Below are 24,720 nucleotides of genomic sequence, written 5' to 3' on the forward strand. Positions count from 1 at the left end.
GGTAATTAATGGCCCCGGAGCGGGTTTGCGCCCCTCACCCTAATCCTCTCCCCAGAGGGGAGAGGGAACTGCCAGTGCGCCTTACAGGCGTAGCGTTATTATTTCGGTTCAGTACCGAACCATTTTTTGTAGATTTCGTTGTAAGTTCCGTTCTCGCGCAGGGTTTTCAACGCGCCGTTGACTTTGTCACGCAGCTCGTCGCTACCTTTCGGGAACGCAATACCGTATTGCTGTGCTTCCAGAGAGTCACCTACCGCTTTGAACTGACCGTTACCGGCGGTTTTGATGAAGTACAGAATGTTTGGCGTATCGTGCAGAACGGCATCTGCGCGGTTGGTGCCCAGTTCCATATAGGCGTTATCAATGTTCGGGAACTGACGCAGATCTTTAGTTTTGATGTTTGCTTTCGCGTAATCAACGGAGCCAGTGCCGCTCTTCACCGCAACCACTTTCCCGTCGAGATCTTTCACGCTTTTCACATCGTTATTGTTAGCTTTCACCATCACTAACAGGCCGCTTTTGTAGTAGCCGTCAGAGAAATCGATCGCTTTTTTACGCTCGTCGGTAATGGTGATGCCCGCCAGCGCCAGATCGACGTTTTTGGTTTGCAGTGCCGGAATGATCCCACTGAAATCCATCGGCTTCAGTTCGTAATCCAGCTTCAGCTCTTTAGCGATGGCAGCCCACAGATCAACGTCAAAGCCCACATATTTATCGCCCTGTTTAAATTCAAACGGAACGAAGGCGGTATCCGTCGCGACAACTAATTTTTTATCCGCGGCATGAGAAGAAACCGCAAAAGCCAGGGTCAGTGCAGCCAGTGAAACTTTTAATACAGACTTCATAGCATTTCCTTTTTTCTATCCACGGGACGATCCCCTGCGTGACATTCACATATATGAAAAAATCGTGCCAGTTTTGCAACTCATTGATTTATCGAGATGCGGTAAAAACGTGATGCACGATTTCTAGGGCAATACCCTGAAGATGCACCATTCTGGGGCACCAAACTGGTGCGCTAAAATTGTGCACTCAACACAGTGATTATTTAGCGTAAAACCTGATGAAAAAACAATCTTTATGTAACGATTGTGTGATGATGTGGATACAAAAAATTTACTTAATCAGCTGGAGATAGCAGATGGATGCACTAAATAAGTGCGTTGAGGCGGGCTGCAAAACAAAACGGCCTCCTGTCAGGAAGCCGCTTTTATCGGGTACTAAAGTTCTGCACCATCAGCGATGGATTTATTCGATGTTAGACTCGATAAACCACAGGAATTTATCCAGGTCGCGAGACGCGGCGGTCAGGATATCTGCGGTGTCGTCATCTTTCGCTTCGCCAATCGCTTTGCGTACGTCATTAGCGACGATTGCGTAACGGTCAGCCAGCTCTTTCAGGTGATCCTGAACGTTGTGGATGTCCAGCGGGTAACTTTTCAGCGGAGTTTTGCTGTTGATAACTTGAGTGGTCCCCAGAGCTACACCGCCCAGCTGCACTGCACGTTCTGCCATGGTATCCAGATGATCGATCAGTGCGGTGCGGAAGCCATCCAGCATTTCATGTACGGCAATGAAGTTAGCGCCGCGCATGTTCCAGTGCGCTTGTTTGGTAATCAAAGAAAGATCAATAAACTGGATAACCTGGCGATTCAGCAACTCTACTGTTGCTTTTTTCTCGCTGTCGGAGACATCGTTGCGGGTATAAAGCAGATTGGTCGCTTTTGATTTAACTAATTTAGCGGTACTCATAATTTCATATCCTCTTGATGTTATGTCCCAGTAATTAACGAGACTAAGTATAGCACCGGCTATGTGTTCCGCTATTCTGGCTGTTCCTATCACACTAATAGTGGTAACAAGCGTGAAAAACAAAACTAATAAAAATTCAATGGGTTAGTTATATTGATAAGAACAATTCTTATTTATTGGCTCGCCAGGAATTTTCGGAATAAATATGCTTTTGCATAATTCGATATATAAAGACGGTGTAGAGGAAAAGTAGCGAGAAATTCTGCATGGTTATGCATAACCATGCAGAAATGTAAATTTAATTAATGTCTAATTCTTTTATTTTGCTCTCTTTGCGTACTGTCAGCGTAGACCCCATTGAAGCGGCGATGATAGCGCCGAGCGCCAGCAGCTGTATGGGTGTCAGTGTTTCTCCGAGGAAAATCATCCCGGAAACGGCAGCCAGCGCCGGTTCCATGCTCATCAGCGTACCAAATGTCCGTGTTGGCAAACGGGTGAGGGCAATCATTTCCAGCGAATAAGGCAGAGCGGTCGAGAGAATAGCGACAGCCAGAGCCAATGGAATAACCGACCAGTGCCAGAGTGCTTCACCAGCCTGAAGCGCTCCAATTGGCACGAAAATTAACGCTGCAATCAACGAACCAATTGCCACCGTCGCAGGGCCATGTTCCGCTCCTGCGCGTTGCCCACTTAAAATGTAAATAGCCCAACAAGCCCCGGCCCCCAGAGCCAGCGCACAGCCGGTTAAATCGACATGGGAAACGTCTTGCCCCAGCGGTAGCAGGAACCACAGACCAAGAACCGCCAGAACAACCCAGACGAAATCTACCGGGCGACGAGAAGAGAACAGCGCCACCGCCAGTGGTCCGGTGAACTCCAGCGCCACCGCAATACCCAGCGGTACCGTCTGAATAGAAAGATAAAAAAGATAATTCATCCCCCCCAGCGAAACGCCGTAAAACAACAGCGGTAACCGCTGCTCTTTGGCAAAGCGCAGTCGCCATGGCTTAAAGAACGCGATGAGGAGCAGCGTTCCTAATGCCAGACGCAGCGCAGTGACACCCGGTGCGCCCACCAGAGGAAAAAGTGACTTAGCTAACGAGGCTCCACCCTGAATAGACGCCATGGCAACGAGCAATATGACTATTGGTAACCAGACCGGCATTTTACGTAATGAACCAGGCATCCTTTCTCCCACAAATATCTAGACTTAAGTAAAGCGTGGAGTGTACTGGATATACCCAATGCTGGTTGAGCATTTGTTGAAAAAATTTTCCCCCGTTTTGACTAAAATGCGCCAGGATTGATGGAATCATTAGTCTGGTGATTAGGAATAATCTGGATGAATGACAGGGAAAACATGCGTAATACTTACGCAGTTCTCTGAAAAAGTGATTTAAATTTAGATGGATAGCGGTGTATGGAAACGTTCTGTTACATGAAATGGCCCGTTAGACATCACAAATCGCGAAGAGTTTCCCATTAATTTTTGATATATTTAAAACTTAGGACTTATTTGAATCACATTTGAGGTGGTTATGAAAAAAATTGCATGTCTTTCAGCACTGGCCGCAGTTCTGGCTTTCACCGCAGGTACTTCCGTAGCTGCAACTTCTACCGTAACTGGCGGTTACGCACAGAGCGACGCTCAGGGCCAAATGAACAAAATGGGCGGTTTCAACCTGAAATACCGCTATGAAGAAGACAACAGCCCGCTGGGTGTGATCGGTTCTTTCACTTACACCGAGAAAAGCCGTACTGCAAGCTCTGGTGACTACAACAAAAACCAGTACTACGGCATCACTGCTGGTCCGGCTTACCGCATTAACGACTGGGCAAGCATCTACGGTGTAGTGGGTGTGGGTTATGGTAAATTCCAGACCACTGAATACCCGACTTACAAACACGACACCAGCGACTACGGTTTCTCCTACGGTGCTGGTCTGCAGTTCAACCCGATGGAAAACGTTGCTCTGGACTTCTCTTACGAGCAGAGCCGTATTCGTAGCGTTGACGTAGGCACCTGGATTGCCGGTGTTGGTTACCGCTTCTAATCACTTCGGTGATATAAAAAATCCGCCTCTCGGGGCGGATTTTTGTTTTTAAGGTTTCGGGTCGAAAATATCGGTTCCGAGATGGTTGTAATCCACCTTCTGTAACTGGAAGTTGGTGATGTATATCGGCCCGGCTTTCTTCTCAGATATAAACGGGTATTTGATGTTAATTTCCTTCGCTTTAATTCCCGTCCACTGCGAGAAAAAGCCTAAGAAGTCATTGGCTGAGCGGCGGGCTTTAATCACCCGATGCGCTTTATCGTCGCTGGAAATGACCATAAAAGGCACCTGGAAATTTTGCTGATACTTATCATCATGGGCAAGGTATTGCACGTCTTTGCCGCGCTCTTTAAAAGCCAGACCGTGGTCAGAAAAGTAAACCAGCGAGAAGCTGCTGCCGCTGTTGCGTAACTGATCGTACAGCTTGCGCAGTAAATCGTCTGTTTGCGTCATGGTATAGAGATAGCACGACGTTTCTTTCGATTGCACAAAGGTTTCGTATTTGCCTTGTGTCCGGTCGCAGGCCTGCGGATGTGAGCCCATCAGATGTAAAACAATCAGCTGCGGTTGCGAGTGCTCTTGCGCCAGCACTTGAGCGGTCATATCCAGTAACGCTTCGTCTTTCGTGTTTTTATCTGCTTCAAAATTACCTTCTTTCAGGAAGTACACTTCATCTGCACGTTTGGCGATGCTGGCGATGGCGGTATCGTATTCGCCGATTTGGCCCTGGTTGGAAAACCACCAGGTCTGGAAGCCCGCGCGATTTGCCAGGGTGACAAAGTTATCCTGAAACTGTGGTTTGCCATCGACTACGCGATTGAGCGTTAAGCCAAGCGATTTCTGCGTGGAGCCACTGGCGGCAATGTAGTCAGCAAATATCAAACCGTTAACACTGCTGGCAAACGGGGTATTGTTCCAGTGACCGCCAAAGGCACCGAGGGCATCGCGACGCGCGCTTTCACCGATCACCACCACATAGGTCTGATATTTCGGCTTAACGGCAGTGACCGTCCAGGTATCTTTCATTCCGGAAAGTTTTGCCATCCGTTCTTGCTCTTCAATCACCTCGTTATTATTGACGATGACATCCTTAGCAAAACGAAATACCGGATAGCCAGTATCTTTCAGTTTAAATACGCCGCCCCAGGCCAGGTTTTGCATGGGAGCAACAAAAAATGTCGCCACACTGAATACCAGACACAAGCTGTCGAAGGTATTCCAGCGCGCTTTTTCACTCTCTTTTTTTCGCCTGATTGCTATTACGCCGAGCGCAAAAATAAATAAGCCGACCAGGTAGCTGTACCACGGAAAAATCGTCAGGATTTCGGTCGACTCTTCCATATTGGTGGAGTGCAATGCCAGCAATGTATTGAAATTAGGCGCGCCGTAGGCCTGAGCAAAAGGGAAATAACAAGCCGCCACCAGCGAACTGACACCGACCAGAACTTTTTGTACGCGAGGCAATGTTCGCCATAGCAAAAGCAAAATAGCCGTAAACGCAGCGGTGTAGAGCAAACTGAAGGGATAACCTAAGCCGAGGTTAATTAATAGCGACTGTAAAAAGTAGAACGCAGTCCACGGACTAAATACCCGGCTACGGGTAACAAGCGATTCTTTGAGGGTTAAATTCATATGCCACTATCGTAACAAACGCCATGTGCTTACCCTGGCGTCAAGGGTCAATACCTGCAAGAGTGCGTGGAGAGGGGAAAGGGGTCCGCATCCGCGAGCCGCAATATACGCAGGGCTGCAAGAAGATAGAGCGCGCCGCCGTTCAGGTCAACTACTGACGAACAAATCTTTTGCGAAGGGGATTGCAAATCCGACAAAAAGTGGGGTTTTTCAGACCAAAACGCGTTGTGCCTGCATAAAAGCAGGAGTGAAGCGGCGTACCGCGACGCCGCTATTTATCGGAAGGTTTATCTTGCTGCGGTTTGTTGTTGACCATATCGCACAACATAGAGAGCAGCATTAACCGTACTTTAAAGGGAGAATGACTAAACACGCGCATACACCTCTTGAACTCATTCATAAGACCTCCTGACTTGCTAATCCCGTCGATCCTTGAGGGATGATTGCATTACATACAGATATAGCACAGGCTATATTATATAGCTATTGCTAAAACGTTAATTTTTTGTACCTTCGCAACTCTGGTTTACAATGTGCGCACGAAATGAGAACGCTAGGTATGCGTCACCATAATGAGGAAGCACAATGAGTCGTCGCGCAGGTACGCCAACAGCAAAAAAAGTGACGCAGTTAGTGAACGTGGAAGAGCACGTTGAAGGGTTCCGCCAGGTCAGAGAGGCGCATCGGCGCGAGCTTATTGATGATTACGTTGAGCTGATTTCTGACTTGATCAGGGAAGTGGGGGAAGCTCGTCAGGTAGACATGGCTGCTCGTTTGGGAGTTTCGCAACCGACGGTGGCTAAAATGCTTAAGCGGCTGGCAACCATGGGGCTGATTGAAATGATCCCCTGGCGTGGCGTGTTTTTAACGGCAGAAGGAGAGAAGCTGGCGCAGGAAAGCCGCGAGCGACATCAGATAGTCGAAAATTTCTTGTTGGTGTTGGGCGTCAGTCCGGAAATCGCCCGTCGCGACGCGGAAGGCATGGAGCACCATGTTAGTGAAGAGACGCTGGATGCCTTTCGTTTGTTTACCCAGAAACACGGTGCCAAATGAGCCTGCCTTTTTTACGCACGCTGCAAGGTGATCGTTTTTTTCAGTTATTAATTCTTGTTGGTATCGGATTAAGCTTTTTCGTGCCTTTTGCACCGAAATCCTGGCCTGCTGCTATCGACTGGCACACCATCATCACCTTAAGCGGCCTGATGCTGCTGACCAAAGGTGTGGAGTTAAGCGGTTATTTTGATGTGCTGGGGCGCAAAATGGTGCGCCGCTTTGCTACGGAGCGTCGGCTGGCGATGTTTATGGTGCTGGCGGCGGCGCTGCTTTCTACCTTTCTGACCAACGATGTCGCGCTGTTTATTGTTGTTCCGCTGACTATCACGCTAAAAAGACTGTGTGAGATCCCGGTTAATCGGCTGATTATTTTTGAAGCGCTGGCAGTCAACGCTGGTTCGCTACTGACGCCAATTGGCAACCCGCAAAATATTCTTATCTGGGGACGTTCTGATCTTTCGTTTGCCGGATTTATTGCCCAAATGGCACCACTGGCTGGCGCAATGATGCTGACGCTCCTGCTCCTGTGCTGGTGTTGTTTCCCTGGAAAGGCACTGCAATACCATACGGGGGTGCAAACTCCGGAGTGGAAACCGCGGCTGGTGTGGAGTTGTCTGGGGCTGTATATCGTCTTTCTGACGGCGCTGGAGTTAAAACAAGAGCTGTGGGGACTGGTGATTGTGGCGGCGGGCTTTGCGCTGCTGGCACGTCGCGTGGTGTTGAGTGTGGACTGGACGCTGCTGCTGGTGTTTATGGCGATGTTTATCGACGTCCATTTACTAACCCAACTGCCAGCTTTGCAGGGGGGGTTAAGTAACGTGAGTCATTTATCCGAACCCGGATTATGGTTAACGGCAATCGGTTTATCGCAGGTGATCAGTAACGTGCCGAGTACCATTTTGCTGCTCAATTATGTGCCACCGTCTTTATTACTGGCATGGGCGGTAAACGTGGGTGGCTTTGGTTTATTACCCGGATCGCTGGCAAATTTGATTGCGTTACGGATGGCGAACGATCGCCGTATCTGGTGGCGTTTTCATCTTTATTCGATACCGATGCTGTTGTGGGCGGCGCTGGTGGGATATGTTTTGTTGGTTATGATCCCGGCGGGATAAGGTCTGGCAAATTAAAAAGGCGGATGATGAGTCCGCCTTTGTTTTACGTTTTGACGATTAATTCAGACGAACCGGCATCCCGGAGCGGTTTTTAATCGCTTCATCAAGAACAACCTGGTCAACATCTGGCTGACCGGTCACTGTCTGCACGCTCTTCGTCAGGGTAATTGGCACAATTTCCTGACCTTCAAACTGGGCTTCGGTGGTAGACAGCGGATTATGGACTTCAATATAACGGCTGCCGTCTGGCTCGGTGGTCGCTTTTACCGGCTCATCAATAAACTGTACGCGAGTACCGACCGGCACTTTCTCGAACAGGAATTTGATGTCTTCGTTACGCAGACGCACACAACCATGACTTACACGCAGGCCGATACCGAAGTTGGCGTTGGTGCCATGGATTGCGTACAGGCGACCGATGTAGAGTGCATACAGACCCATCGGGTTATCCGGACCTGCCGGAACGACAGCCGGAAGCGGTTCGCCCGCAGCGCGGTACTCTGCGTGCATTTTGGCGGTCGGCGTCCAGGTCGGGCCTGCTTTTTTACGCTCAACTTTGGTGGTCCAGTTGATAGGCGTGTCTTTGCCTAACTGACCAATGCCGATCGGCAGCACGATAACGGTGTTGGTTCCTTTCGGATAGTAATACAGACGCATCTCTGCACTGTTAATGACGATGCCTTCATGAACGGTATCCGGCAGGATCAGCTGCTGCGGAATGTTCAGTACAGTACCGCCTTTCGGCAGGAAGGTATCCACACCCGGGTTCGCTTCCATCATATTGGAAAGCCCCATCTGGTACTCGGCGGCAAAATACTCCAGCGGCTGAGTGTTACCTTCAGGAATGGTGATCACCTGATTCTGACCAACCAGGCGACTCCCGTCGGTTGGCAGAGGATAAGTTACCGCAGAGGCGGTACTGCAAAAGCCGACAACAGCGAAGGCCGCTGCGAATAATGTTTTCAATTTCATATTCATGTTAAGCGAGATTTTGTGCCTGGCAGGCCATTGGGTTGAGAATATTAGAGTATTGGAAGCGCATTATAAGTTCATTCCTGCTCACAGTGAAATCAGATGTGTACGAAATCACATTTTTTGCCTTTGGCTTGAGTGTAGACCTTAAGCGAGGAGCAGGATCTTCTTTCAGACTTATGGCATAATGCGCGGTTTGTCATATCTCTTTTCAGGATACGCCTGTGTTAGTTTCCAGTAACGTCACCATGCAGTTCGGCAGTAAGCCGTTGTTTGAAAACATTTCCGTCAAATTTGGCGGCGGCAACCGTTACGGCCTGATTGGCGCGAACGGTAGTGGTAAATCCACCTTTATGAAGATCCTCGGCGGCGACTTAGAGCCGACGTTGGGTAACGTTTCCCTCGATCCCAACGAGCGCATTGGTAAGCTGCGTCAGGATCAGTTTGCCTTTGAAGAGTTCACTGTGTTGGATACGGTGATCATGGGGCATAAAGAGTTGTGGGAAGTGAAACAGGAGCGTGACCGCATCTATGCTTTGCCGGAAATGAGTGAAGAAGACGGCTATAAAGTGGCCGATCTGGAAGTGAAATACGGCGAAATGGACGGTTACTCTGCGGAAGCTCGCGCCGGTGAACTGTTGCTTGGCGTGGGAATTCCAGTGGAACAGCACTACGGCCCGATGAGTGAAGTTGCTCCTGGCTGGAAGCTGCGTGTGCTGCTGGCGCAGGCGCTGTTTGCTGATCCGGACATTCTCCTGCTCGACGAACCGACCAACAACCTCGACATCGACACCATTCGTTGGCTGGAACAGGTGCTGAACGAGCGTGACAGCACCATGATCATCATCTCGCACGACCGTCACTTCCTTAACATGGTTTGTACCCACATGGCTGATCTGGATTACGGCGAGCTGCGCGTTTATCCGGGCAACTACGATGAGTACATGACGGCGGCGACCCAGGCGCGTGAACGTCTGCTGGCTGATAACGCCAAGAAGAAAGCGCAGATTGCTGAGCTGCAATCTTTCGTTAGCCGCTTTAGCGCCAACGCCTCGAAATCTCGCCAGGCAACTTCGCGCGCGCGCCAGATTGATAAAATCAAACTGGAAGAGGTGAAAGCCTCCAGCCGTCAGAACCCGTTCATCCGTTTTGAGCAGGATAAGAAACTGTTCCGTAACGCGCTGGAAGTGGAAGGTCTGACCAAAGGGTTTGATAACGGTCCACTGTTTAAAAATCTCAACCTGCTGCTGGAAGTGGGTGAAAAACTGGCGGTACTGGGTACCAACGGCGTCGGTAAATCAACGCTGCTGAAAACGCTGGTGGGAGATCTGCAACCGGACAGCGGCACCGTAAAATGGTCTGAAAACGCACGCATTGGTTACTACGCTCAGGACCACGAATATGAGTTTGAAAATGATCTTACCGTGTTCGAATGGATGAGCCAGTGGAAGCAGGAAGGCGATGACGAGCAGGCGGTACGCAGCATTCTCGGTCGTTTGCTGTTCAGCCAGGACGACATCAAAAAGCCAGCGAAAGTGCTTTCCGGTGGAGAAAAAGGGCGGATGCTGTTTGGTAAGTTAATGATGCAGAAGCCGAACATTCTGATCATGGACGAACCGACCAACCACCTGGATATGGAATCCATTGAGTCGCTGAACATGGCGCTGGAACTGTATCAGGGCACGCTGATCTTTGTGTCTCACGACCGTGAGTTTGTAAGCTCCCTGGCGACCAGAATTCTGGAAATCACCCCGGAACGCGTGATCGACTTTAGCGGTAATTACGAAGATTATCTGCGTAGTAAAGGGATCGAGTAAGTTATTATCAGTAGCCCTGATATGGTCAGGGCTACTGAAACTGATGACAAATGCAAAATTGCCTGATGCGCTACGCTTATCAGGCCTGGCAGTACCTGTAATATATTGAATCTGCTGGACTTTGTAGGCCAGATAAGGCGTTAACACCGCATCAGGCATTAACAAAGCGCACTTGTCAGCAATCTGAGTAACGTCGAATCGATTTTCTTAATCCCACATCAATTCACTTCCATTAACTCTCAAACATCCATGCCCAACGCTCGCTTACCGTGAATGTTGAGGTCGGCAAGCGTAAAGCGTCCTTCCCAGTTTGTTTCATAGTCCTCGCGCGGGAAGTCGCCCGGCGATGCGCCTTTTTCCAGTGCCATTTTGACTTTGTGTGCATAAGCCCGATTTTTCTCGCACATTGGCGCAGCAGGGATATACATCACGTTGCCCCAACCCTGTTGATTGTCTACTGGCGCGACGGAGTGAATCACATCGCAGTGCCACCAGACGGAATCCCCTGCTGTTATCGCGGGAATGGAAGTCAGCGCTTTAAGCAGTAGTGGATGCCATTTCTCTGAAATGGGCAGAACTTTGCCAGGTGCAACCCCGCACAGTTCATCGTCCGGTACGTCATCCAGCAGCGGGCGCAATAAAACATACGCCATCGCTTCCGGGATAGGCACCACATGTAACAATCCCTGACCCGATAACATATCAGAGAGCGCCGTCCAGCCTTGAAACGTGCGGAACACCGAACATTTGGTAGTGTTATCTACCGTGTACTCTTCGACTTCGGTCCGGTGTGTAGCATCCCAGGGATCGTAATCATCGAAATTACCATTAAACACATTGGCAAAAACGCGCTGATAAGCGGGTAATAACCACCGTTCCAGCGCACCAGAATCGGTATGTGCGCCCAGGCCTTTAGATGTGGTACCTGGAGGGCGGCGGCGGATCCTGTCTGGATAAATTACACTGATATCAGGATCAAACCACTGTTTGCCGTTGCTTTCAGACGTCCACAGTCGGTTTAGAAAAGATTGCACAGCAGCCATATTTTCGCTCTGCCGCGCCTGCATCTGTGCTTGCGACCAGTAAATGGGATAGATTTCGGGACGAGAAGCCTCCAGCGAGCCGAAAAAACTGTCGCCAGGGCCTTTATAAACATCATCAAAATGATTGATATCAAGATAATCGAGCATGGCACGATCCCACGCCAGCGCCTGCTCGCGAGGGAAATGGCCTTTTATGACTGCACAGCCGCGACGCTTAATTTCATTGCGAGTGGCATCGCTTACTGTACCTGCGGCAATATCACTATAAGAAACTTCCGGCCAAACCGGCAGCCATTGCGCTTTTAGGGCATCGATTTCAGCAACACGCGTTTCGATTTTTGCAGAGAGTGTATCGAAAACCTGTTGCACATCACCGAGCTGTTCCCGCAGCGCAGCTTTCATCTCTCGGATAGCCGCTTTCGCATCTGTGGGCAGCGTCTCACAGGAAAAAGTCATATCAACCTCGCATCTTTCATTCGGAAGTAAAATGATTACGATTGATACATTAAGTTAAAAATAAGTTAACGCAAGATTAAAATCTTGAGTCAGTGCACAAAGCGAGCAAAAAGGAGAGAGGCCGAAGTGGTCACTTCGGCCAGGGGGAAGATCAACTATTGAAAGGAGCGATATTATCCAGCACCGCCTGAATCACATTCAGCGCGCCTTCATGATTATTATCATCGGTAGCGTAACGGGCGATTTGTTTAATGTTTTCCGCAGCATTGCCCATCGCAAAGGAATAACGCGCCATTTTCAGCATCTCCGCATCGTTACCGCTGTCGCCAATCGCTACCACATTTTGCGGTGACAGATCCCAGCGTTTCAGTAACCGCGAAATACCGTTTGCTTTATGTAGACCGGGAATAATCAGGTCGATAAAGCCAAAACCACTGGTGACGGGTTTCATAATGCCATCGAGTGCTATGTGCAGTTTGTCGATCACTAACGGGATTTGTTCATCCGGCAGGTTGAGCGAAAACTTGAACAGTACGTCGTCAATCTCCTGATAATCTTTTACAGGTTTCAGGCGATGGTAGTGTTTTGCCATCAGTGCGACAAATGCTTCAGGGGCATTTTCGCTGACATATGCACTTTGCAGACCGCAGGCGACAAAATTGAGTTGCTTATCTTTTAGCAACTCGCCAATAACAATCCGCGATTCATGTCGGGTCAGTTCGCCGTGGAACAGTTGCTTGCCATGTTCGTAAACCAGTGCGCCGTTTTCCGCGACAAAAGAGATCTCATCCTTTAGCTCAGGAAAGAATGAAATAAGCTGGTAATACTGATTACCGCTGGCGACAACGAACTCAATGCCGCGCTTTTTCAGTTCCTGATATTGCGCCATAAAACGTGGTTGGTTGTACGTTTTGGCGTCGTTAAGAAAAGTACCGTCCATGTCTGTGACGATAACTTTTACGCTCATAGGTGTGCTCCTGGCTCGAAAATGAAACCGTAACAGTGTAATAACAATGTGACGCAGAGCACAAATTATATTTCGAATGAAAGCGAGGCTGAAATTGATGATGTGAATGATTTGGCCCGGCGACGGTGGCCGCCGGGCGGAAGAGTTACAGCATATGTTCAGTACGGGCGATGATATCGTCCTGTGCGTCTGGAGAGAGCGCAGTGAAGAAGGCGGAATAACCCGCGACACGCACTACCAGATCGCGGTACTGATCCGGATGTTTTTTCGCTTCCAGCAGCGTTTCGCGGGAAACGATGTTGTACTGAATATGCCAGCCTTTATGCACTTCAAAGAAGGTGCGTAGCAGGATCATCAGTTTCTGCTTGTCAGATTCGTTCTCCAGCGTTGCCGGATTCAGTTTCTGGTTGAGCAACACGCCGCCGAGAATCGCTGCCGTAGGCAGTTTACCCACTGAGCCAATGACCGCAGTAGGGCCAAGATGGTCAGTACCGGAGGCCGGGCTTGCGCCTTCTGCCAGCGGGGTGTGGGCTTTACGCCCGTCCGGCGTTGCCATAGTCTGCGCGCCAAACGGTACGTTAGCGGAGATAGACGACGTACCCGCGTAATAGTTGCCGCCAACCGGACCACGACCGTAGCGCGGGTTATGGTACTGTTTCAGTTCGTCGATATAGGTCTGATAAGCGCGAGCCAGCAGCGTATCGACGGTATCATCGTCGTTGCCGTACTTCGGCGCACCGTTAATCAGCCGCTGACGCAGTTGCTCATGAGTCAGGCCGTCGAAGTCATCCGCCAGTGCGGCAGCCAGCTGTTGCTGACCAATCGCGCCCTGTTCAAACACCAGTTTCCTCACTGCCGCCAGGCTGTTGCCGAGGTTGGCAATGCCGACCTGCAGGCCAGAAACCCAGTCATATTTCGCGCCGCCTTGCTTGATACTTTTTGCTCGCTCAATACAGTCATCCACCAGCGCCGAGCAGAGAATATCGTGCACGTTCTCCTCCAGCATGGTGTCAACGACATATTCGATTTCGATTGATTTGCGGGTGTAGTAACGGATTTGCGTGTCCCACGCGTCCATTACTTCATCGAAATTGTTAAAGTTACCTGCCGACAACGCTTTTTCTTGTGGCAGGTACACTTTGCCGCTGGTGGCATCACGACCGCCTTCCAGCGCCGCCAGCATCACGCGGGCGAAGTTGATAAAGCTCATGCCGGTACAGCGATAGCCCCATTTGCCACCGACGGCGGTTTCGATACAACCAATCGCTGCATAGTCGTAAGCGTCCTGCGGTTCAATACCGAGTTTAATAAATTCCGGGATCACGATTTCGTCGTTGTTGAACGCCGGCATCCCGAAGCCGCACCGGATCACCTGTACGCAGGCGTCGAGGAAATCGTTGCTCATTCCCGCGTGGTAACGCACGCTGAGGTTAGGCTGAGTGGAACGCAGGCGACCGCAGGATTCAAGGATCGCGTAAGAGAGTGGATTCACCGCGTCCATTGGTTGACCATCAACCAGATTTTGCCCGCCAATAGTGACGTTCTGATACAGCGGACTTCCCGCAGAGGCTTTTGAGTGCGAGCCGGAGCGGATCTTGTTCACTTCCAGCAATTTCAGCCAGCAGCTATGCAGCATCTCGATGGCGTGTTCACGATCCAGCGTCTGGTTGAGTTCAACGTCGCGACGATAATACGGGTACAGATACTGGTCCATACGACCAAAAGATACTGAGTGACCGTTAGATTCGATCTGCAAAATCAACTGGATGAAGTAACACAGTTGCAGCGCCTGCCAGAAAGTCTGCGGCGGTTGGTGGGCGATAAGATCGCAGTTTTCTGCCATCGCCAGCAGTTCATCGCGACGGCTTTCGCGAGTTTCGGTCGCGGCCATTTCACGCGCCAGGGCAGCGAAACGTTCAATGTGTTCACTGACCGCTACCAGCACGATATCAATCGCTTTCAGGAATTGCTCGCCATGTAAATCTTCCAGCACCGTCAGGTTGATGCGCGAGCGACGTTCCGCTACTTTCTCGCGCAGACCATCAAGCCCTTTTTCCAGCAGCAGCGGGAAATTGACCGCCAGGTGCGCATCGCCGGAGGTCATATTGCCTTCCGCTTTAATGATGCCGGTCGCCAGCAGACCTTTTTGCTCATCGGTAAACATGCCGTAGCAGCGATCCTGTACGGTCTGACCGCGCCACCACGGGCACACTTCATGCAGAACGCGTTTGTTCTCTTCGCTCACCGCAAAGCCAGCACCGGGACGATCTGCCAGATCATCGATCTCTTTTTCGATCCATGAGACAGTATATTCCGGGAAGATCGGCGCGGCGCGAACTTCGCTTGCCTGGTTGCCAATGATCAACTCATCGTGCTTGATCCAGATGGTGCGATTCGCCAGGTGATGCGCCAGTGCCAGCGCGCGACGTACCGGGATCGGCTTATCGAGATGTTGTTGATACATCTCGGTATAGTGCTGCGCGCGCTCGGTACAGACCGGCGGTTTCACAATATGCACCAGCGCATTTTTGTGCGCTTTAATGCGATCGCTGAGCGTGTCCAGTTTCAGTGTGGTCATGGTTGTTATCCTCGTAAGGTCGCGGTTAACCCTTTCTGGCAGGCATACTGCTGGGCAAAGTCGAGCAGTTCTGGCGCATCAAGCGGTTTTTCCGGGGCGTCATAGGGCAGATTAAGTAAGTGATATTTGTTGATGCCCAGCGTGTGGTAGGGCAGGAAATGAATTTCGCTAACGTGCAGCTCGTCGGCGGCAAAATCGGTAATGGCTTTTACAGAGGTTTCGTCGGCATTAAAGCCCTGAATCAGCGGCACGCGGATAATGATTTTTTTGCCCGCTGCGGCGAGTTTTTTCAGGTTATCCAGCACTCTGGCGGCGTTACCGTCGGTCCACTGTTTAAACGGCGCGTCGGCAACGTGTTTTAAATCGGCAAGAAACAGATCGATATAGGGCAGAGAAGGGGCGATATATTTCCACGGCACATGCAGACAGGTTTCTACCGCAGTATGAATGCCGGCCTCGTGGCTGGCTTGCAGTAGCGCCGTCGCCATTTCCGGCTGCATAAACGGTTCACCGCCCGAAAGCGTTAAGCCGCCGCCGCTGCGATCGTAAAACGGTTTATCCCGCAAAACGGTCGCCATGATCTCCTCAACGCTTTTCACTTCACCACACACGGTTAATGCCTGTGTCGGGCAGCAGTCGGTTAGCGCCGTAAAATGCTCCGGGGTTAACTTTTCTCGATGAATAAGCAAACCATTCAACGCGCGCTCAATCACTTCCGGCGCGGCCTTAGCGCACAGTTCACAGCCTTCCAGACAGAGTCGTGGGTCATACAGCAGATCTTGCGTGCGGGCGCGGCTTTCCGGGTTCTGACACCAGCGGCAGCCCAGCGAACAGCCTTTAAGAAATACGACCGTGCGGATACCGGGGCCATCATGGGTCGAGTAGCGCTGAATATTGAAAATCATAGTTGCCTCTCTGTTTCGTTCAAACATTAAAATACTTTCGAATGAAAGTTAGATTGATGTGCGTCAACTGTTCAGAGAGTTTTCCCGTGATAGTCTACATTCAGACAAAAAGTACATTTTGAGGATGGTTATGGAACTGTATCTGGATACTTCAGACGTTGTTGCGGTGAAGGCGCTGTCACGTATTTTTCCGCTGGCGGGTGTAACCACTAACCCAAGCATTATCGCAGCGGGTAAAAAACCGCTGGAGGTTGTGCTTCCGGAACTTCATGAAGCGATGGGCGGTCAGGGGCGTCTGTTTGCCCAGGTAATGGCTACCACTGCTGAAGGGATGGTGAATGACGCGCGTAAGCTGCGCTCTATTATTGCGGATATCGTGGTGAAAGTTCCGGTGACCGCTGAGGGGCTGGCAGCAATTAAGATGTTAAAAGCGGAAGGGATTCCGACGCTGGGAACCGCGGTATATGGCGCAGCACAAGGGCTACTGTCGGCGCTGGCAGGTGCGGAATATGTTGCGCCTTACGTTAATCGTATTGATGCTCAGGGCGGTAGCGGCATTCAGACTGTGACCGACTTACACCAGTTATTGAAAATGCATGCGCCGCAGGCAAAAGTGTTAGCCGCAAGTTTCAAAACCCCGCGTCAGGCGCTGGACTGCTTACTGGCAGGATGTGAATCAATTACTCTGCCACTGGATGTGGCACAACAGATGATTAGCTATCCGGCGGTTGATGCCGCTGTGGCGAAGTTTGAGCAGGACTGGCAGGGAGCGTTTGGCAGAACGTCGATTTAACCGGACGTTCTGCATCCTCATAAATTGCTGATGACGTGGCGCAGTGCCGCGTCTTATCAGGCCTGGAGGTGGCAATTACTGCCCGCACACCTCACATCCCGGATTACGCATCAGTTTCATTTCGCGAAACTGACAGGTCATCGCATCGTACATGACGATTTTGCCACTGGCAGGTTTGCCATAACCTGCCAGCAGTTTGATCGCTTCCATTGCCTGCAACGAACCAATTACGCCGATCAACGGTGCCATCACGCCTGCTTCTACGCAGGTTAATGCATTTTCGCCAAACAAACGGCTGAGGCAGCGGTAGCAAGGCTCGCCGTCCTGATAAGTGAAGACCGTGATTTGACCTTCCATGCGAATTGCCGCGCCGGAAACCAGCGGCACCTTCGCGGCAAAACAGCCTGCGTTCAGTTGATTACGTACCGCAACGTTATCCGTACAGTCGAGCACCAGATCGTGTTTTGCAATCATCGCAGCAAGTTCTGCGTCATCCAGCAGTGCATTGACTGGCGTAATCGCGATATGTGGGTTGATCCGCGTCAGGGCGTCACGGGCAGAATCCACCTTCGGTTGCCCGACTGTGGCATCGCTGTGCAGCGTTTGGCGCTGTAAATTTGAGAGCGAAACCGTGTCGAAGTCGAGCAGCGTCAGGTTGCCGACACCGGCGCTTGCCAGATACTGTGAGGCTGCGCAGCCGAGTCCACCGAGGCCGACGATCAGCACACGAGAATCTTTTAGCGCCTCCTGACCATCAAAATCAAAGCCGCGCAGAATGATTTGCCGGTTATAGCGCAGCATCTCCTGATCGCTGAGTTCCGCCATTACAGGCCTCCGAACAACGCGTTAAACGGTTCTACTTCCACCCATTCGCCCGCTTCCACATTGCCGCGTTCGCGCTCCAGCACGATAAAGCAGTTGCCGAGGCTAAAGGAGCTAAATATATGTGAACCCTGATGTCCGGTGGTCGTCACTTCCAGTTCGCCATCGGCGTTGCGTTGCAGCACGCCGCGCTGGAAATCAAGGCGTCCTGGCGTTTTTTTCAGACGCGATGCCGTGCGTACACGCTGGCGCGCGGGCAGGCCGCTGGCGGTATTGCCGCTTAGTTTTGCCAGCAAAGGCTGTACCAGTTGATAGAAGGTCAGCGTTGCTGAAACCGGGTTGCCCGGCAGGCCGCAGAACCAGCTATTGCTGAGTTTACCGAACGCGAACGGTTTACCTGGTTTAATCGCCAGCTTCCAGAAGGCGATCTCCCCCAGCTCTTCAAGAATCGTTTTGGTGTAATCCGCTTCACCCACTGAAACACCGCCGGAACTGATCACCACATCCGCCTGGCTGTCGGCTTCAATAAATGCGGCGCGCAGGGCATGGGGATCGTCGCGGATAATCCCTAAGTTGATTACCTCGCATCCCAACTGTTCTAACATCAGGTGTACGGCGAGACGGTTGGTATCGTAGATTTGGCCGTCGCCCAGCGGCTGGCCTGGCAACTGGAGTTCATCACCGGTAGAAAACAGCGCTACACGCACTTTACGAATCACCGGAACTTCGGCAATCCCCAGTGAAGCAATTACTGGCAGCTCTGCGGTAGTCAGGCGTGTTCCCGCCGGGAAAACAACCGCACCTGCAGAGATATCTTCACCGCGACGGCGAATATTTTGCCCGCTACGCACTTCAGCAGTAAAACGCACGCCAGCGTCAGTCTGTTCGGTCTGTTCCTGCATCACCACCGCTTCGCAGCCTTCCGGCACCGGCGCACCGGTCATAATACGAATGCAGGTACCCGCAGGCCATTCACCATGGTACGGCTGACCGGCAAAGGATTTACCGGCAACGGGCAGCGGTTGCCCGGAGGCAATATCGGCTAAACGCGCCGCGTAGCCGTCCATAGCGGAGTTATCAAACCCCGGGACATCCAGTGGCGAAACGACATCGCTCGCCAGAATACGACCAAAACACTGTACCAGTGGCAGCGTTTCCTGGGCGGTCAGTGGGGTAACGCGAGAAAGCATCTCATTAAGCGCGATGTCGAGCGACATCAATCCGGTGGTAAATTCCATGAAAACACTCCTGCGGAGGCAAAATCGAATTTGCCTATTATGTCAGAAAAACGCCACAGACTGTATGCCACCTCGGGCGTAGCGCTGGCTCCTGCCTTTACATGCCATATCCATCTTTCTATATTCAAAAATTGAATGAGTAATTCATAAAAATTCTGATATTTATAGCAAAAGTGGCGAGCCACCCTTAATGGACGAATACTATGGGCAAAGCAGTCATTGCAATTCATGGTGGCGCAGGTGCAATTAGCCGCGCGCAGATGAGTCTGCAACAGGAATTACGCTACATCGAGGCGCTGTCTGCCATTGTTGAAACCGGGCAGAAAATGCTGGAAGCGGGCGAAAGTGCGCTGGATGTGGTGACGGAAGCGGTGCGTCTGCTGGAAGAGTGTCCACTGTTTAACGCCGGAATTGGCGCTGTCTTTACGCGTGATGAAACCCATGAACTGGACGCCTGTGTGATGGATGGTAACACCCTGAAAGCCGGTGCGGTGGCGGGCGTTAGTCATCTGCGTAATCCGGTTCTTGCCGCCCGGCTGGTGATGGAGCAAAGCCCGCATGTGATGATGATTGGCGAAGGGGCAGAAAATTTTGCGTTTGCTCATGGCATGGAGCGCGTCTCGCCGGAGATTTTCTCCACGCCTTTGCGTTATGAACAACTACTGGCAGCGCGCGAGGAAGGGGAAATGGTCCTCGACCATAGCGGTGCGCCACTGGATGAAAAACAGAAAATGGGCACTGTGGGGGCCGTGGCGTTGGATTTAGACGGCAATCTGGCGGCAGCCACGTCCACAGGCGGAATGACCAATAAATTACCCGGACGAGTTGGCGATAGTCCCTTAGTGGGGGCCGGATGCTACGCCAATAACGCCAGTGTGGCGGTTTCATGTACCGGCACGGGCGAAGTCTTCATCCGCGCGCTGGCGGCATATGACATCGCCGCGTTAATGGATTACGGCGGATTAAGTCTCGCGGAAGCCTGCGAGCGGGTAGTAATGGAAAAACTCCCTGCGCTTGGCGGTAGCGGTGGCTTAATCGCTATCGACCATGAAGGGAATGTCGCGCTACCGTTTAACACCGAAGGAATGTATCGCGCCTGGGGCTACGCAGGCGATACGCCAACCACCGGTATCTACCGTGAAAAAGGGGACACCGTTGCCACACAGTGATGAACTTGATGCCGGTAATGTGCTGGCGGTTGAAAATCTTAATATTGCCTTTATGCAGGACCAGCAGAAAATAGCTGCGGTCCGCAATCTCTCTTTTAGCCTGCAACGCGGTGAGACGCTGGCAATTGTTGGCGAATCCGGCTCCGGTAAGTCAGTGACTGCGCTGGCATTGATGCGTCTGTTGGAACAGGCGGGCGGTTTAGTACAGTGCGATAAAATGCTGTTGCGGCGGCGCAGTCGCGAAGTGATTGAACTTAGCGAGCAGAGCGCTGCACAAATGCGCCATGTGCGCGGTGCGGATATGGCGATGATATTTCAGGAACCGATGACATCGCTGAACCCGGTATTTACTGTGGGTGAACAGATTGCCGAATCAATTCGTCTGCATCAGAACGCCAGTCGTGAAGAAGCGATGGTCGAGGCGAAGCGGATGCTGGATCAGGTACGCATTCCGGAGGCACAAACCATTCTTTCACGTTATCCGCATCAACTCTCTGGCGGGATGCGCCAGCGAGTGATGATTGCGATGGCGCTGTCATGCCGCCCGGCGGTGCTGATTGCCGATGAGCCAACCACCGCGCTGGATGTCACTATTCAGGCGCAGATCCTGCAATTAATCAAAGTATTGCAAAAAGAGATGTCGATGGGCGTTATCTTTATCACTCACGATATGGGCGTGGTGGCAGAGATTGCCGATCGGGTACTGGTGATGTATCAGGGCGAGGCGGTGGAAACGGGTAGCGTCGAACAGATTTTCCATGCACCGCAACATCCTTACACCCGTGCGCTGTTAGCTGCTGTTCCGCAACTTGGTGCTATGAAAGGGTTAGATTATCCCCGACGTTTCCCGTTGATATCGCTTGAACATCCAGCGAAACAGGACCCCCCCATCGAGCAGAAAACGGTGGTGGATGGCGAACCTGTTTTACGGGTGCGTAATCTGGTCACCCGTTTCCCTTTGCGCAGCGGTTTGTTGAATCGCGTAACGCGGGAAGTGCATGCCGTTGAGAAAGTCAGTTTTGATCTCTGGCCTGGCGAAACGCTATCGCTGGTGGGCGAGTCTGGCAGCGGTAAATCCACTACCGGGCGGGCGTTGCTGCGCCTGGTCGAATCGCAGGGCGGCGAAATTATCTTTAACGGTCAGCGAATCGATACCTTGTCATCCGGTAAACTTCAGGCATTGCGCCGCGATATTCAGTTTATTTTTCAGGACCCTTACGCTTCGCTGGACCCACGTCAGACCATCGGTGATTCGATTATCGAACCGCTGCGCGTACACGGTTTATTGCCAGGTAAAGAAGCGGCTGCACGCGTTGCGTGGTTGCTGGAGCGCGTGGGCCTGTTACCTGAACATGCCTGGCGTTACCCGCATGAGTTTTCCGGCGGTCAGCGCCAGCGCATCTGCATTGCTCGCGCGTTGGCATTGAATCCAAAAGTGATCATTGCCGACGAAGCCGTCTCGGCGCTGGACGTTTCTATTCGCGGGCAGATTATCAACTTGTTGCTCGATCTCCAGCGTGATTTCGGCATTGCGTATCTGTTTATCTCCCACGATATGGCCGTGGTAGAGCGGATTAGTCATCGTGTGGCGGTGATGTATCTCGGACAAATTGTTGAAATTGGTCCACGGCGCGCGGTCTTCGAAAACCCGCAGCATCCTTATACGCGTAAATTACTGGCGGCAGTTCCGGTCGCTGAACCGTCCCGACAACGACCGCAGCGTGTACTGCTGTCGGACGATCTTCCCAGCAATATTCATCTGCGTGGCGAAGAGGTGGCAGCCGTCTCGTTGCAATGCGTCGGGCCGGGGCATTACGTCGCACAACCACAATCAGAATACGCATTCATGCGTAGATAACATTCAGGCGGAGAATAAAATGGCAAGAGCTGTACACCGTAGTGGGTTAGTGGCGCTGGGCATTGCGACAGCGTTGATGGCATCTTGTGCATTCGCTGCCAAAGATGTGGTGGTGGCGGTAGGATCGAACTTCACCACGCTCGATCCGTATGACGCAAATGACACGTTATCTCAGGCCGTAGCGAAATCGTTTTACCAGGGGCTGTTCGGTCTCGATAAAGAGATGAAACTGAAAAACGTGCTGGCGGAGAGTTATACCGTTTCCGATGACGGCCTTACTTACACCGTGAAACTGCGGGAAGGAATTAAATTCCAGGATGGCACCGACTTCAACGCAGCGGCGGTAAAAGCGAATCTGGACCGGGCCAGCGATCCGGCGAATCATCTTAAACGCTACAACCTGTATAAGAATATTGCCAAAACGGAAGCGATCGATCCAACAACGGTAAAGATTACCCTCAAACAGCCGTTCTCAGCGTTTATTAATATTCTTGCCCATCCGGCGACCGCGATGATTTCGCCGGCAGCGCTGGAAAAATATGGCAAGGATATTGGTTTTCATCCAGTGGGAACCGGGCCGTATGAACTGGATACCTGGAATCAGACTGATTTTGTGAAGGTGAAAAAATTCGCGGGTTACTGGCAGCCAGGATTGCCCAAACTGGACAGCATAACCTGGCGTCCGGTGGCGGATAACAACACCCGCGCGGCAATGCTGCAAACCGGTGAAGCGCAGTTTGCTTTCCCCATTCCCTACGAGCAGGCCGCACTGCTGGAGAAAAACAAAAATATCGAGTTGATGGCCAGTCCGTCAATTATGCAGCGTTATATCAGTATGAACGTGACGCAAAAGCCGTTCGATAACCCGAAGGTCCGTGAGGCGCTGAATTACGCCATTAACCGCCCGGCGCTGGTGAAAGTAGCCTTCGCGGGCTATGCAACGCCAGCTACTGGTGTGGTACCGCCGAGTATCGCCTACGCGCAAAGTTATAAACCGTGGCCTTACGATCCAGTGAAAGCGCGCGAATTACTGAAAGAGGCGGGATATCACAACGGTTTCAGTACCACGCTGTGGTCGTCACATAACCACAGCACCGCGCAGAAAGTGCTGCAATTTACCCAGCAGCAGTTAGCGCAGGTCGGGATTAAAGCCCAGGTGACTGCGATGGATGCCGGACAGCGGGCGGCAGAAGTTGAAGGTAAAGGGCAAAAAGAGAGCGGCGTGCGAATGTTCTACACTGGCTGGTCGGCTTCAACCGGCGAAGCGGACTGGGCACTATCGCCGCTGTTTGCCTCGCAGAACTGGCCACCGACGCTGTTTAATACCGCGTTTTACAGCAATAAACAGGTGGATGACTTCCTGGCTCAGGCACTGAAAACTAATGATCCGGCAGAAAAGACCCGTTTATATAAGGCGGCGCAGGATATCATCTGGCAAGAGTCGCCGTGGATCCCGCTGGTGGTAGAAAAACTGGTGTCGGCACACAGTAAAAACCTGACCGGTTTTTGGATCATGCCAGACACCGGTTTCAGCTTTGAAGACGCGGATTTGCAATAAGCAACGCAGGGAGTGGAATGCTTAATTACGTTATCAAACGCTTACTGGGGTTGATTCCAACGCTGTTTATCGTCTCGGTGCTGGTGTTTTTATTTGTGCATATGCTGCCCGGCGATCCGGCGCGATTGATTGCCGGGCCCGAAGCTGATGCGCAGGTTATAGAACTGGTGCGTCAGCAGCTGGGGTTGGATCAGCCGCTGTATCACCAGTTCTGGCACTATATCAGCAATGCTGTGCAGGGGGATTTTGGCCTGTCGATGGTGTCGCGTCGTCCGGTTGCCGATGAGATTGCCAGCCGCTTTATGCCAACGCTGTGGCTGACCATAACCAGTATGGTCTGGGCGGTGATATTTGGTATGGCGGCGGGAATTATCGCCGCCGTCTGGCGTAATCGTTGGCCGGATCGATTGAGTATGACCATTGCGGTGTCGGGGATCTCGTTTCCGGCATTTGCGCTGGGGATGCTTTTAATTCAGGTATTCTCCGTTGAACTGGGCTGGCTGCCTACCGTGGGAGCAGACAGTTGGCAGCACTACATTTTACCCTCCCTGACGCTCGGCGCGGCAGTGGCAGCCGTGATGGCGCGCTTTACCCGCGCGTCGTTTGTCGACGTTTTAAGCGAAGATTATATGCGTACCGCGAGGGCGAAAGGGGTGAGCGAAACCTGGGTTGTCCTCAAACACGGGCTACGTAACGCGATGATCCCGGTAGTGACCATGATGGGCTTACAGTTTGGCTTTTTGCTCGGTGGTTCCATCGTGGTGGAGAAAGTTTTCAACTGGCCCGGACTTGGACGCTTACTCGTTGACTCCGTTGAAATGCGCGATTACCCAGTGATTCAGGCAGAAATTCTGCTTTTCTCGCTGGAATTTATTCTTATCAACTTAGTGGTGGATGTGCTTTACGCCGCCATTAACCCGGCTATCAGGTACAAGTAA

22 protein-coding genes are annotated in these 24,720 nt (G+C 51.6%); 10 read left to right on the forward strand and 12 right to left on the reverse strand.

The window, feature by feature from the left end; translation table 11 throughout:
• Window positions 1-98: 98 nt before the first annotated feature.
• The 3 genes from glnH to rhtA all read right to left on the reverse strand — a co-directional run bounded on the left by glnH (window position 99) and on the right by rhtA (window position 2,938).
• A complete protein-coding gene (glnH, locus tag ACJHYR_RS06085; protein ID WP_000843866.1) occupies window positions 99-845 on the reverse strand; it encodes a glutamine ABC transporter substrate-binding protein GlnH in 747 nt (248 codons plus the stop codon).
• Between the two features lie 403 nt (window positions 846-1,248).
• Window positions 1,249-1,752, reverse strand: a complete 504-nt coding sequence (dps, locus tag ACJHYR_RS06090; RefSeq protein WP_000100800.1) for a DNA starvation/stationary phase protection protein Dps — start codon at window positions 1,750-1,752, stop codon at window positions 1,249-1,251.
• Window positions 1,753-2,050: 298 nt separating this feature from the next.
• Complete coding sequence (gene rhtA / locus ACJHYR_RS06095) at window positions 2,051-2,938, reverse strand: threonine/homoserine exporter RhtA (RefSeq protein ID WP_410233097.1); 888 nt, start codon at window positions 2,936-2,938, stop codon at window positions 2,051-2,053.
• A 234-nt stretch (window positions 2,939-3,172) separates the two neighbouring features.
• Between rhtA and ACJHYR_RS06100 the strand changes: the two genes are divergently transcribed.
• Window positions 3,173-3,238: a protein YliM gene (locus tag ACJHYR_RS06100; protein ID WP_120795379.1), complete on the forward strand. Its 66-nt coding sequence runs from the start codon at window positions 3,173-3,175 to the stop codon at window positions 3,236-3,238.
• Window positions 3,239-3,290: 52 nt separating this feature from the next.
• The gene (ompX, locus tag ACJHYR_RS06105) at window positions 3,291-3,806 is read left to right on the forward strand and encodes an outer membrane protein OmpX (RefSeq protein ID WP_001295296.1); all 516 of its coding nucleotides are present in this window, start codon (window positions 3,291-3,293) and stop codon (window positions 3,804-3,806) included.
• A 48-nt stretch (window positions 3,807-3,854) separates the two neighbouring features.
• Here ompX and opgE read toward each other — a convergent pair whose 3' ends face one another.
• Entirely contained in the window at window positions 3,855-5,438 is a 1,584-nt protein-coding gene (gene opgE, locus ACJHYR_RS06110) for a phosphoethanolamine transferase (protein WP_021564110.1), read from the reverse strand.
• A gap of 271 nt (window positions 5,439-5,709) precedes the next feature.
• Window positions 5,710-5,838 (reverse strand): manganase accumulation protein MntS, encoded by a 129-nt coding sequence (mntS, locus tag ACJHYR_RS06115; RefSeq protein WP_001001761.1) that lies wholly within the window; start codon window positions 5,836-5,838, stop codon window positions 5,710-5,712.
• Window positions 5,839-6,023: 185 nt separating this feature from the next.
• Here mntS and mntR point away from each other — a divergent pair, with 185 nt between their 5' ends.
• Both mntR and ACJHYR_RS06125 read left to right on the forward strand, forming a co-directional pair.
• Window positions 6,024-6,491: a manganese-binding transcriptional regulator MntR gene (mntR, locus tag ACJHYR_RS06120; protein WP_000091016.1), complete on the forward strand. Its 468-nt coding sequence runs from the start codon at window positions 6,024-6,026 to the stop codon at window positions 6,489-6,491.
• On the forward strand, window positions 6,488-7,606 hold the full coding sequence (locus ACJHYR_RS06125) for an anion transporter (protein WP_021564111.1): 1,119 nt from the start codon (window positions 6,488-6,490) through the stop codon (window positions 7,604-7,606). Before mntR ends, ACJHYR_RS06125 begins: the two co-directional genes overlap by 4 nt.
• A 57-nt stretch (window positions 7,607-7,663) precedes the next feature.
• On the opposite strand, the gene ldtB is transcribed toward ACJHYR_RS06125, so the two are convergent.
• Window positions 7,664-8,584: a L,D-transpeptidase gene (gene ldtB / locus ACJHYR_RS06130; protein ID WP_001056384.1), complete on the reverse strand. Its 921-nt coding sequence runs from the start codon at window positions 8,582-8,584 to the stop codon at window positions 7,664-7,666.
• A 218-nt stretch (window positions 8,585-8,802) separates the two neighbouring features.
• Between ldtB and ACJHYR_RS06135 the strand changes: the two genes are divergently transcribed.
• Entirely contained in the window at window positions 8,803-10,395 is a 1,593-nt protein-coding gene (locus ACJHYR_RS06135; protein WP_000961458.1) for an ABC-F family ATPase, read from the forward strand.
• A gap of 239 nt (window positions 10,396-10,634) precedes the next feature.
• On the opposite strand, the gene ACJHYR_RS06140 is transcribed toward ACJHYR_RS06135, so the two are convergent.
• The 4 genes from ACJHYR_RS06140 to ACJHYR_RS06155 form a co-directional block, all read right to left on the reverse strand.
• Window positions 10,635-11,894 (reverse strand): DUF1479 domain-containing protein, encoded by a 1,260-nt coding sequence (locus ACJHYR_RS06140; RefSeq protein ID WP_000144238.1) that lies wholly within the window; start codon window positions 11,892-11,894, stop codon window positions 10,635-10,637.
• A gap of 151 nt (window positions 11,895-12,045) precedes the next feature.
• Entirely contained in the window at window positions 12,046-12,861 is an 816-nt protein-coding gene (ybiV, locus tag ACJHYR_RS06145; RefSeq protein ID WP_000114247.1) for a sugar-phosphatase YbiV, read from the reverse strand.
• A gap of 145 nt (window positions 12,862-13,006) precedes the next feature.
• Window positions 13,007-15,439, reverse strand: coding sequence for a glycyl radical protein (locus ACJHYR_RS06150; protein WP_000209348.1), 2,433 nt, complete (start codon window positions 15,437-15,439; stop codon window positions 13,007-13,009).
• Window positions 15,440-15,444: 5 nt separating this feature from the next.
• Complete coding sequence (locus ACJHYR_RS06155) at window positions 15,445-16,344, reverse strand: glycyl-radical enzyme activating protein (protein WP_001305949.1); 900 nt, start codon at window positions 16,342-16,344, stop codon at window positions 15,445-15,447.
• 130 nt (window positions 16,345-16,474) lie between these two features.
• On the opposite strand from ACJHYR_RS06155, the gene fsa reads away from it, so the two are divergent.
• A complete protein-coding gene (gene fsa / locus ACJHYR_RS06160) occupies window positions 16,475-17,137 on the forward strand; it encodes a fructose-6-phosphate aldolase (protein WP_001305948.1) in 663 nt (220 codons plus the stop codon).
• A 75-nt stretch (window positions 17,138-17,212) separates the two neighbouring features.
• Here fsa and moeB read toward each other — a convergent pair whose 3' ends face one another.
• Together moeB and moeA are read right to left on the reverse strand one after the other, a co-directional pair.
• A complete protein-coding gene (moeB, locus tag ACJHYR_RS06165; RefSeq protein WP_000829211.1) occupies window positions 17,213-17,962 on the reverse strand; it encodes a molybdopterin-synthase adenylyltransferase MoeB in 750 nt (249 codons plus the stop codon).
• On the reverse strand, window positions 17,962-19,197 hold the full coding sequence (gene moeA / locus ACJHYR_RS06170; RefSeq protein WP_000397322.1) for a molybdopterin molybdotransferase MoeA: 1,236 nt from the start codon (window positions 19,195-19,197) through the stop codon (window positions 17,962-17,964). The genes moeB and moeA overlap by 1 nt, the downstream gene beginning before the upstream one ends.
• A 203-nt stretch (window positions 19,198-19,400) precedes the next feature.
• Here moeA and iaaA point away from each other — a divergent pair, with 203 nt between their 5' ends.
• The 4 genes from iaaA to gsiC are packed head-to-tail and all read left to right on the forward strand — an operon-like array spanning window position 19,401 to window position 24,720.
• Window positions 19,401-20,366: a beta-aspartyl-peptidase gene (gene iaaA, locus ACJHYR_RS06175; protein ID WP_000513765.1), complete on the forward strand. Its 966-nt coding sequence runs from the start codon at window positions 19,401-19,403 to the stop codon at window positions 20,364-20,366.
• Window positions 20,353-22,224 carry a glutathione ABC transporter ATP-binding protein GsiA gene (gene gsiA / locus ACJHYR_RS06180; protein WP_021564113.1) on the forward strand — a complete coding sequence of 624 codons (1,872 nt, stop codon included), beginning with the start codon at window positions 20,353-20,355 and terminating at the stop codon, window positions 22,222-22,224. The genes iaaA and gsiA overlap by 14 nt, the downstream gene beginning before the upstream one ends.
• Window positions 22,225-22,243: 19 nt before the next feature.
• Window positions 22,244-23,782, forward strand: a complete 1,539-nt coding sequence (gene gsiB / locus ACJHYR_RS06185; protein ID WP_021564114.1) for a glutathione ABC transporter substrate-binding protein GsiB — start codon at window positions 22,244-22,246, stop codon at window positions 23,780-23,782.
• 17 nt (window positions 23,783-23,799) lie between these two features.
• The gene (gsiC, locus tag ACJHYR_RS06190) at window positions 23,800-24,720 is read left to right on the forward strand and encodes a glutathione ABC transporter permease GsiC (RefSeq protein WP_000936043.1); all 921 of its coding nucleotides are present in this window, start codon (window positions 23,800-23,802) and stop codon (window positions 24,718-24,720) included.

Origin of the sequence: Escherichia sp. WS1450, assembly GCF_046487395.1 — a bacterium.
In the GTDB taxonomy this organism is placed as follows: domain Bacteria; phylum Pseudomonadota; class Gammaproteobacteria; order Enterobacterales; family Enterobacteriaceae; genus Escherichia; species Escherichia coli.